The organism is Acinetobacter sp. V2, from assembly GCF_001188385.1.
Taxonomy (GTDB): domain Bacteria; phylum Pseudomonadota; class Gammaproteobacteria; order Pseudomonadales; family Moraxellaceae; genus Acinetobacter; species Acinetobacter oleivorans.
In genome coordinates, this window is record NZ_JZFB01000001.1 from 957,285 (window position 1) to 958,056 (window position 772).

Consider the following 772-nt stretch of genomic DNA (forward strand, 5'->3'; position numbering starts at 1 on the left):
GTCGAAAATGCATGACACTCCACTAGTTATAGCAGATAAGCCGATTACGATTGGGGCTGATGCATCTGTTCAATATGCTGTGCGCTTAAGTTCAGACAAACATGTCGCAGATACTGTTCTGCCTTTTAATAAAGAAACACAATCTCAAGCATCCGACTATTTAAAATACGGTGCCACCTTAAAGCTGGGCTATGACAAAACACTTTTAAGTGTCGGTGAACTCTGGCTCGATTTACCTGTAACGGCAGTCGATGCTAGTCGTCAGTTACTTACTTCGTATTGGGGAACCAACTTAAAATCACAGCTTTCAGATCAACTCTATGCTGAAATTGGCCGAGTGGAAAAAGTGTCTCCACGAAATGAAGAAGACTTTAAAAAGTTTTCCTTTACGGCAAATGGGGTTACTAAAGAATCTGATGGTTTGAACTACATTGACTTACGATATCAATTCACGCCGTCTTTAAAGGGCGAATACTACTTTGGTAATTTAGAAGATCTGTATAACAAGCATTATGTTGGGCTTGAACATACGTGGAAGCAGCCAACTTTTGCCCTCACCTCTAAGTTCAAATACTTCAATGCAAAAGATGATGGCAATACTTTTGATATTGATGCGCAGAACATTGGATTACTTGAAACCGTTAAAGTAAAAAACCATACCTTTGGCTTGGGCTATCAGCAGATTATTGGCGAATCAGCTTACCCGCTACCGGATGGCTTCTTACCAGAGACGTATTTCATTAACTGGAATGCAACAGGTTTCTTTAAAGAA

General features: G+C 40.0%; 1 protein-coding gene. It reads left to right on the plus strand.

What is annotated here, in order from left to right:
• Positions 1–772: OprD family outer membrane porin (locus UC75_RS04325; RefSeq protein WP_228137083.1), on the plus strand; the 772-nt coding region annotated here is incomplete at both ends.